The organism is Psychrobacter sp. AOP7-B1-24, from assembly GCF_052376215.1.
GTDB lineage: Bacteria > Pseudomonadota > Gammaproteobacteria > Pseudomonadales > Moraxellaceae > Psychrobacter.
This window is the reverse complement of record NZ_JBQSVL010000097.1, coordinates 1-8,605: the sequence shown is the minus strand read 5'-3', so window position 1 is coordinate 8,605 and position 8,605 is coordinate 1. Positions and strand designations below refer to the sequence as shown.

The following is an 8,605-nucleotide window of genomic DNA, read 5'->3' as shown; positions in this document are numbered from 1 at the left end:
AAATATGCATGTGTTTAATGAAATGATAGAAACACGTTAAGCATCGATATACGACAACAACGAAATAGTATCGCTAAGGATTATCATGAAACGATTATGGGGAAAGAGGCTTTTGGTGCTATTGATGAAAAGTACCAGTGTGGCCGCTGTAGTTGCTGTCGCAAGTTCTGTGAGCATCAGTGCGCAGGCGGCGACCATGACCGAAGCTTTGGTACAGAACTATGCATCAGCGATGAAGTCATCAGCGAACAGCCAAAACGTCACTCAGGTGTCTCGTCTCGTCTCTGATGATGCGCTGATTTCATTGTCTAGAAAGGGTAAGTCTACCAGCTTGGATAAAGATGCCTATTTGAAATTGTTACAAGACAGTTGGAATGACACTTCTAATTATCGCTATGACATCTCTGTAGATAATATTGTCATTACAGGTGATAAAGCCAAAGCAAATGTAACAACCAATGAGAGCTGGGTAAAGGATGGTCGAACAGTCTCTTTTGTCACCACATCAAGAGTGACATTAACGTTATCAACTGGTAACGCGGTACTGCTACGTGCGGTATCACAGATTACGATTAACTAGACTAGTCATTAGGCTGTGTTTTCAAAATGAGGACACACCCTAGCATTTGAGCCCTGCTTTACGATTGTGTGAATGATTTAGCCATTGAAAATCAAGGCACTGAAAAAGCCACTGAAAATATATCGATATTCAATAAATATACTCAAAATAACCGTCATCATTTATTGATATTCAATGATGGCTGATAATGTGGACGTCTTAATGAGTGATTGGTCAGTTATTTTAGTTGAGAAATTTGGACACGACTAAACTCAACTTATGACTATTATCTTTTTATATTAGCTGGTCTTTACGCTATATTGCATACTATACTATCAAACAATTCTATCTCATCACTTCTTGTCGTTAGGAAACTTTCAATATCATGTCTACTGTACCATCAACCTCTCGTTCATTTATCGCGTTACCATTGACGCTTGCCGTATCAACGTTACTGATTAGTGCTTGTAGCAGTACGTCAACAGTAACAAATAATGGTACAACCAATAGCTCGTCTGTCATTACTAAACCTGCTACCAATCAATCTAGTGCGACGAGTGATGATTATTCGACCGAATTTTTGGATGCAGAAAGTTTGGATGAATTGGCTGACTTATTAGAAGCCACTGATATGACTATGGTAGAAGGTAATAAGCTTGCTATTCAACAATATGGTGATTTATGGAATCGCCTACGTGCTGGTTATCGCATGAATGGTGGTCAACCTATCTATAATCAGCGTATTGAAGGACAAAAGAGCTGGTTTACCAGTAGACAGGATTATCTTAATCGTTTGACGGCACGTGCCAGTCGCTATATTTATCATACCGTACGAGAGGCTGAGCGTCGCAATATTCCGACAGAGCTCGCTTTGTTACCCGTGATTGAGAGTTCGTATGATCCAAGTGGTACTAGTAGCGCCGCCGCCGCAGGTTTATGGCAGTTTATCCCAAGTACTGGCCGTATTTATGGCTTGAATCAAAGCAGTACCTACGATGGTCGCCGTGATGTGATTGAATCAACGCGTGCAGCTTATGATTTCTTGACTGCATTACACAATCAGTTCGGCAGTTGGGAGTTGGCATTAGCTGCTTATAATGCAGGTCCTGGCCGCGTACAAAAGGCTATTGAGGCGAATGAAGCTCAAGGATTACCGACCGATTACTGGTCGCTCAGACTACCTACTGAAACGATGAACTATGTACCACGCTTCTTGGCCGTTGCTGAGATCGTTGCCGATCCTGAACAGTATGGTGTTTATCTACCCGCTATTGCCAACCGTCAGCATTTCCGTAGTGTGCCGGTTAATTATGGCGTTAGCTTGTCTGAAGTAGCGCAATTGACAGGTGTGAGTTATGATGAGCTGGAAAGATTAAATACAGCGCTAACATCTGGAAGAGTGGACACTTCAGGCCCGCAGCGCATTATCATCCCTAATGATGTGAGTCTGAATGTTGATGCGAAATTAAGTGAATTGAGAGGTAATGGCACAGGTAATGTGCTTGCAGCAGCAACGCCAAGCACGACAGAAACCACACCAAGTTATAATAACAAGCCATATTCTGTTTCTTCATTACCATCTACTGGTAATGAATTGGCTGATTATGCTGCAAGTGCCAGCGTACCTCAGCAGACAACGAGTTATATCTCACCATCGACCAGCAGTTCTTCATATGGCAATAGCTCAGCGTCGTCTGAGCCTCCATTGACGACTGAAGAGACCAATAAAATCAATGCTGAGCTCAAAAGTAGTAATAGCCTACCAACCACTTCGGCGCAGATCACACCAAACAATACTATTGTACAAGAGCCACCACTAAGCAAAGCAGAGCGTGACTTTATTGCCAATCAAATTCGTAGTAACTCATCTGAAACTGATGTGATTAATGCAGATGGCAATATCAATCTATCCGCTGTACAAACACAGCAGTCTGTTCTAGAAGCTCGTGGTGAAGAGAAGAAGCTAAGTTTTGCTCAGACGCCAGTTAGCAAACCAAAACCAGAAGGCACACGTACAACTTATACAGTCAAGAGTGGTGACACGTTATCTAATATTGCTAGCCGTGCTGGTGTGAGCTGGCGAGATATCGCAGAATGGAACCAAATAGATGCCAATGCCAATCTATTATCGGGTAGTACTTTGTATTTATACAATGCTAAAACCATTGAGCCGCTGAGCAGTGCGAGTAGTAATGTCAAGGAATCAGTAGCGACGACACCTGCTGAGCCTTCTACTAAAACCACTCAATCAAGTACAGCCACTAAAAACTATACCGTAAAATCGGGTGATGGTTTGATTGCCCTTGCGCGTCAGTTCAATATACCAACCACTACGTTAGCCAGTCTTAATGGTATCAGTACGACAGATACTCTGTATGTTGGTCAGACACTTAAAGTACCTGAGAGCGTTGACTTTAAAGCTACGACAAACACTACCAGTAGCTCTAATAACCAAAGCAGCGCAAGTTCAGTCGCGACGACTAACTATAAAGTGAAATCGGGCGAGACTTTGATTGGTATTGCTAATAGTCTTGGTATTACTGCAACAGAGCTTGCTGCGGTGAATAGTAGCTTTGATGCCAACGCTCGGTTGCAGCGTGGTCAAACTATTAAAGTACCAGCTTCCAAAGAGCTTGTAGATCGTCAGCTGAATGATAAGTCAGTCAGCTATAAAGTCAAATCTGGTGATACCTTAACGGGTGTGGCCAAACGTTATAATATTGGTTTGAGTGATTTGGCATCAGCGAACAACCTACAAACCAACTCTAACCTGATACTTGGTCGTACGATTACCATTCCTGCCAGTGGTAGTGTGACTGCTAGTAAAAGCAGTGCTACTAGTAGCAGCAATAATAATACCACGAGTAGTAATGGTCAGAAGCTGAGTAATACCGAAAATTATACCGTCAAATCGGGTGATGGTTTGATTGCCTTAGCACGTAAATTTGGGGTCTCAGTAGCAGACCTAGCAGCAACCAATGGCTTGGCAACTAATGCACAGCTGCAACGTGGGCAAACATTGAAAGTGCCAAAAATGACGGTTAGCTATACGGTTAAGTCAGGAGACAGTTTGATTGGCTTAGCACGTAAATATGATGTATCCACCAAAGAGTTGGCCGATATGAATGATATTGCTGCAGATACTATGCTACAGCGCGGACAGCGCCTGACAGTGCCGAATCGCTAGTGACTGGCTTCGTTTTAATATAGGTGAAAAGCAGTTTCTCATAATCATATAACAAAAAAGCGGCTCTATTGTAAGAGCCGCTTTTTTGTTGCAAAGTATTTTATGAGGGTATGGACTAGTATTAATTAGACGGTCTGAGTTTTAATGGTCTCTAGATAACTTCTGATGTTACTTACATAATGCATCGCTTGACCATAGCGGCTATTAGATGCTCTGTTTTCGGCCAGATATGCATAAACGTTAGCCCAACTTTTATCATCAATTTCTTCGGCTCTTAGCTTGCGCTGAATGCTTTTGATGGCATTGGGGCCCATGTTATAACCTGCTAGTGCAAACCAAATCCGGTCAGATTTTGGTACATCAGAAAACTCATCTTTCATCTGCTCTAAATAACGCGCACCGCCACCGATACTTTGATAAGGATCAACGCGATCCGACACGCCCATTGCTTTGGCAGTGTTATTGGTCAGCATCATTAGACCACGTACACCTGTTGGTGAGACAGCATTGGCATCAAGGTGTGACTCTTGATAGCCCATGGCAACCAATAATTCCCAATCATGATTGTAGTTACGTGCTTGTTCTTCAAAAGAAGACTGGTAGTCGGGCAGCTTTTCTGTCAGGGTTTTTTTGAAATGATCCTGACTATAGGCATCTTTTAGCAAGTTTTGGTTATAAAAAGCTGCCAGCTTTTGTGTGTTTTGTAGTTTAACGCTGTCACACAAGAAGTAACTGGCTTTTTCTGACAACGGGTCGGTTGATGAGTTGAATGTCCAACTGACCTTTGGATGCAAGCCATTCTTAGTCAGGCTGGTATCGTAGCCACAACTGACATTGACAGAAGATAAATTATATTTGCTCTTTAGCTGAGTACTGGCTGTTGTTAATGCCATATCTGCAGCTCCTGATCGTAAGGCTTTTAGTGCCGCTTCCTCACTAGCATAGGCCTTTAGATTGACATTTACACCTAGCTCATCGGCATAGCTACGCACCAAATCAAAGCCAAAACCATGTTGAAAGCCATCAGTGGCAAAGTAGGTACTGTCGCCTGGTACAGCAGCGACTGTTAATGTGCGCTCCAACATGACATGGTCATAGGCTGGTACAGGTGCACGCATTATCGTTAAACTCTCAGCAGGTAGTGAGAGAAGGGCGATACTAGAGACTTGTGCCAACTTTTTGGTTCTGGCCAAGTGGGTAGATATGGTAGGGGTAACGGATGAAACGATGTTACTTTCAGTGTTCAGCAGGCGTTTAGATGGACGCAGTAAATAAGAAATACGGCGTTTGGCCCCTTGCGCAGATACTTTTACACGATAAGTAATACGCTGCATGGATGTCTCCTAATTTTAGCCGTCCTACTTACCCAAAAACATGAAGCAAATGCTTGCTAATAGAGGCGCAAGCACCGAAATCATATTTAGACAATGTCATACTTTTTAATTATATAAGTACGATATTGCTTGTTTAATGCTACTGTCGAACTTTAGATACGTTATTTGCATCATTGTCATTGCTTTTGAACCAGTCCGTTATCTGTTTGCGTCAATTTCTAAAAATATAAACGCATATAAAACACCGCAAAGGACGTAAATCGTATGATTCCTTCATGGGTGTTTAGATAAGGCTAACAGCAAAACAGTAGGGTATTAAACATATAGCTAAAGCAGCTCCAAACTGCCTCAACTATAGGTAAGGTCATGAAATAAGCTATTGAAACAAAGCATAGAAGTGAATCAGGAATCTATACGTCTGATTTCTCTACGCCAATATAGGTAGACCATCTACTCTTAAAATAATAAGTGGCAGAGTAAACGGTATCTATATTTTTTGTTCAGCAACAAGGGTCAGCGAATTAACCTAATCGATAGTCAATAGAATACCTATTAACACAGACCATCAATCAGATATCACTAAGCTCTTGTTGCGACACTAAAATAAAGAGACATTATGCAACTAAAATACAATGTTCAATAGACCCTAGACATTGTGAAAACATAATGTACTCTTTGGTCAGTCATTCACTGCTTCGTTGACCGTAATAAGTAGCGAAGTTGTAAAGACTTACCTCATTTAAGCGCCATAACCGGAAGCTATAGTAAATGGGACGCCTCATGACAAGACGCTCTTTGCTCGGGTAGTAATATGAAGATATTTTCTAGATTATTCAAGTGTGGTTAAGGAAATAGCGAGAAAAATTAACAATCAAACGACAGATAATCAGAATACGGCTCTTTTTTGGTGCATTAATTGGTATAAAAATACCGATAAGTCGTTGATTGTAAGAATAATAATCATTATTGTTTTTGGTCTTAACTTAAAAAGCTTAATGTCAAGCAAGCTGTCATGACTGCGATGTTATGCAGGGTTATCAATATCAATAAAGGTCACAGGCACATCAAATTCTTGAGATATGATATGTCCCAATGCTTGAATACCACCACGTTCTGTCGCGTGATGACCACAGGCAAAATAATCAATCCCAAGCTCACGTGCGATATGTGTGGTGCGCTCTGATATCTCACCAGAGATAAAGGCATCGCAGCCCATCAATGCCGCTTGTTCAATCATGTCTTGGGCGCCACCAGTACAGATACCTATCCGTTCTATTAACCTATTACTGGTCTTAGTAGAAGAGTCTGCATGATAATCAGCTGCGATATGTAACGGCGAGCGACCCAATGCTTGAGTGATTTTTGCAATGAGATCGCCAGTGCTTTGGGGCGTGCAAGTAGTAATATTGCCAACTGGATGTGACTCATTGGGATAAAGCGCACCAGTGACAGTCAGCTGCAACGCTTCAGACAACTTGGCATTATTACCAATGACAGGATGCGCATCTAACGGCAAATGATAGCCAATCATAGAAATGCCATGTTGCATCAATTTGCGAATGCGTCGACCTTTCATACCAGTGATCGTAGCAGGTTCACCTTTCCAAAAATACCCATGATGTACCATAATAGCATCGGCATTCTCTGCAATGGCCGCATCAATCAGGGCTTCACAGGCAGTCACACCAGTGACGATACGCTTAATAGACTGTCCACCATCTACTTGCAAGCCATTAGGCGCATAATCTTTGAATGCATTGGCTGATAAGTAATCATCGCAAAACTGTGTCAGTGCTTCTGCTGTAATGGACGTATTGGATGTTGGTGTTGAAGTGTCGATAGCTGTCATGGTGAGCCCTTATCATTGTTGCAATTATTCAAGCAATTGCAACTCATCAATAGTTTTGTATAATGACCATTTTAACATGGTGGTGTAAAAGAGTAGACAAACTGACTAACTGAAATGGTACACGATACGTTACTATTTGGTATTGTTGGCGGTTATAATTTGTGTGTATGAGCTGGCTTGATTGACTAGGCTCTCAGGGCAATGGTCTCTCTTTATCTATTATCGTTTGTTTGCATAAAATTTATAGAGGTTTTATATGTCGTCATCCCGAAGCACCAAAAATAAAGCATCTCTATTAAGGTGGTTACCTTGGGTTTTATTGCTGCTGGTTTTAGCAGCATTTATCTGGTTGTTCACGAGTATGAAAACAACGTCAGAGGCGACGTGGGAGCCACCGAGAAGCACACCAACTGAACAACAAGCATCAGAACCTGTGTCGGATACGCCAGCTCCGATTTCTTCTTATCATAATGCGGTTGCCCGTGCATCACAGTCGGTGGTCAATATCTATACCACGCAAACGGTAGCCGAGCATCCTTATATGGATGATCCAGTGTTGCGCCGTTTTTTTGAGTTTCATAGTGGTGGTCCTTCACAAGAGCAAGGCAATACCAATTTAGGCTCAGGTGTGATTGTATCAGAAGATGGCTATATCGTGACCAATGCCCATGTCATCGAAAAAGCAGATGAGATTACCGTTGCTTTCACCGATGGTCGTAAAAGCCGCGCTAGAATCGTGGGAACCGATCCGGATAGTGACTTGGCCGTTATTAAAGTTGATCTAGATGGGCTGACACCGTTAGGATTCCGCGAAGACCCCATCCGTGTTGGTGATTTGGCACTTGCTATTGGCAATCCATTTGGTGTGGGGCAGACAGTGACTCAAGGTATCATTTCAGCGACTGGTCGTACTGGACTAGGAGTGAATAAGTTTGAAGACTTTATTCAGACTGACGCTGCTATCAATCCTGGAAATTCGGGGGGTGCATTGGTTGATGCGAAAGGTGAGTTAGTCGGTATCAATACCGTGATTTTTTCACAGTCTGGTGGTTCTCTAGGTATCGGTTTTGCTATTCCTACCTCTATCGTCGAGCAGGTCATGAATGCCTTAATAAAAGATGGCAAAGTGAGTCGGGGTTGGTTGGGTATTGAGGTTCAATCACAACTACGTGATCCGACTCAGTTAGAGACATCGACAGGTGTAGAAGTCCTGAATGTCATCGCTCAAGGTCCAGCGGCCAAAAGTGGTCTTAAGGTTGGTGATGTGATTTTGACGATTGATGGGATTGAGATGACGGATGCCAATACACTCATTCAATATGTGGCTCGTAAGTCTCCTGACACTGAATTGAATGCTCAGGTACTGCGTGGTGGTAGCAACAAACAGGTCACGATCAAGCTAGAGCAACGTCCAGAACAAGAAACACTTGAGCTGCCTGTGGTGGCACAAGATGGGGCTTTGGGACAACCTTATTTACAAGAGGAGCAGCCAAACGCACCAATGATGTCAGAAGCAGAGCGCGACCGCATGCGTGAGGAGCTGTTAAAGCTGTTTGAAAATAATGGTGCGCCTCAATAGCAGTTCGCTGACTATAGTCTAAAAGATTTGGTAAACAAGACGGTATCATAAATCATAAAAAAGCGCGCTATCTTAAAGATAGCGCGCTTTTTGGTTT

General features: G+C 42.5%; 5 protein-coding genes. 3 read left to right on the top strand and 2 right to left on the bottom strand.

Annotation, left to right across the window (positions count from 1 at the left end; translation table 11 throughout):
* Positions 1-124 precede the first annotated feature (124 nt).
* Complete coding sequence (locus ACT3QP_RS13335) at positions 125-580, top strand: nuclear transport factor 2 family protein (RefSeq protein WP_225739100.1); 456 nt, start codon at positions 125-127, stop codon at positions 578-580.
* A gap of 364 nt (positions 581-944) precedes the next feature.
* Positions 945-3,746 carry a LysM peptidoglycan-binding domain-containing protein gene (locus ACT3QP_RS13330; RefSeq protein ID WP_192518717.1) on the top strand — a complete coding sequence of 934 codons (2,802 nt, stop codon included), beginning with the start codon at positions 945-947 and terminating at the stop codon, positions 3,744-3,746.
* Between the two features lie 125 nt (positions 3,747-3,871).
* On the opposite strand, the gene ACT3QP_RS13325 is transcribed toward ACT3QP_RS13330, so the two are convergent.
* Together ACT3QP_RS13325 and ACT3QP_RS13320 are read right to left on the bottom strand one after the other, a co-directional pair.
* Positions 3,872-5,080 carry a transglycosylase SLT domain-containing protein gene (locus ACT3QP_RS13325; protein WP_444525841.1) on the bottom strand — a complete coding sequence of 403 codons (1,209 nt, stop codon included), beginning with the start codon at positions 5,078-5,080 and terminating at the stop codon, positions 3,872-3,874.
* Between the two features lie 1,024 nt (positions 5,081-6,104).
* On the bottom strand, positions 6,105-6,929 hold the full coding sequence (locus ACT3QP_RS13320; RefSeq protein ID WP_444525840.1) for a Nif3-like dinuclear metal center hexameric protein: 825 nt from the start codon (positions 6,927-6,929) through the stop codon (positions 6,105-6,107).
* A 256-nt stretch (positions 6,930-7,185) separates the two neighbouring features.
* Here ACT3QP_RS13320 and ACT3QP_RS13315 point away from each other — a divergent pair, with 256 nt between their 5' ends.
* A complete protein-coding gene (locus ACT3QP_RS13315; RefSeq protein ID WP_444525839.1) occupies positions 7,186-8,508 on the top strand; it encodes a S1C family serine protease in 1,323 nt (440 codons plus the stop codon).
* The last annotated feature ends 97 nt before the right edge of the window (positions 8,509-8,605 follow it).

What these genes read in the sequence shown, in the direction of transcription:
- ACT3QP_RS13325 (WP_444525841.1), bottom strand. Translation starts at nt 5,080, where the DNA reads ATGCAGCGTATTACTTATCGTGTAAAAGTATCTGCGCAAGGGGCCAAA.
- ACT3QP_RS13315 (WP_444525839.1), top strand. Translation starts at nt 7,186, where the DNA reads ATGTCGTCATCCCGAAGCACCAAAAATAAAGCATCTCTATTAAGGTGG.
- ACT3QP_RS13335 (WP_225739100.1), top strand. Translation starts at nt 125, where the DNA reads ATGAAAAGTACCAGTGTGGCCGCTGTAGTTGCTGTCGCAAGTTCTGTG.
- ACT3QP_RS13320 (WP_444525840.1), bottom strand. Translation starts at nt 6,929, where the DNA reads ATGACAGCTATCGACACTTCAACACCAACATCCAATACGTCCATTACA.
- ACT3QP_RS13330 (WP_192518717.1), top strand. Translation starts at nt 945, where the DNA reads ATGTCTACTGTACCATCAACCTCTCGTTCATTTATCGCGTTACCATTG.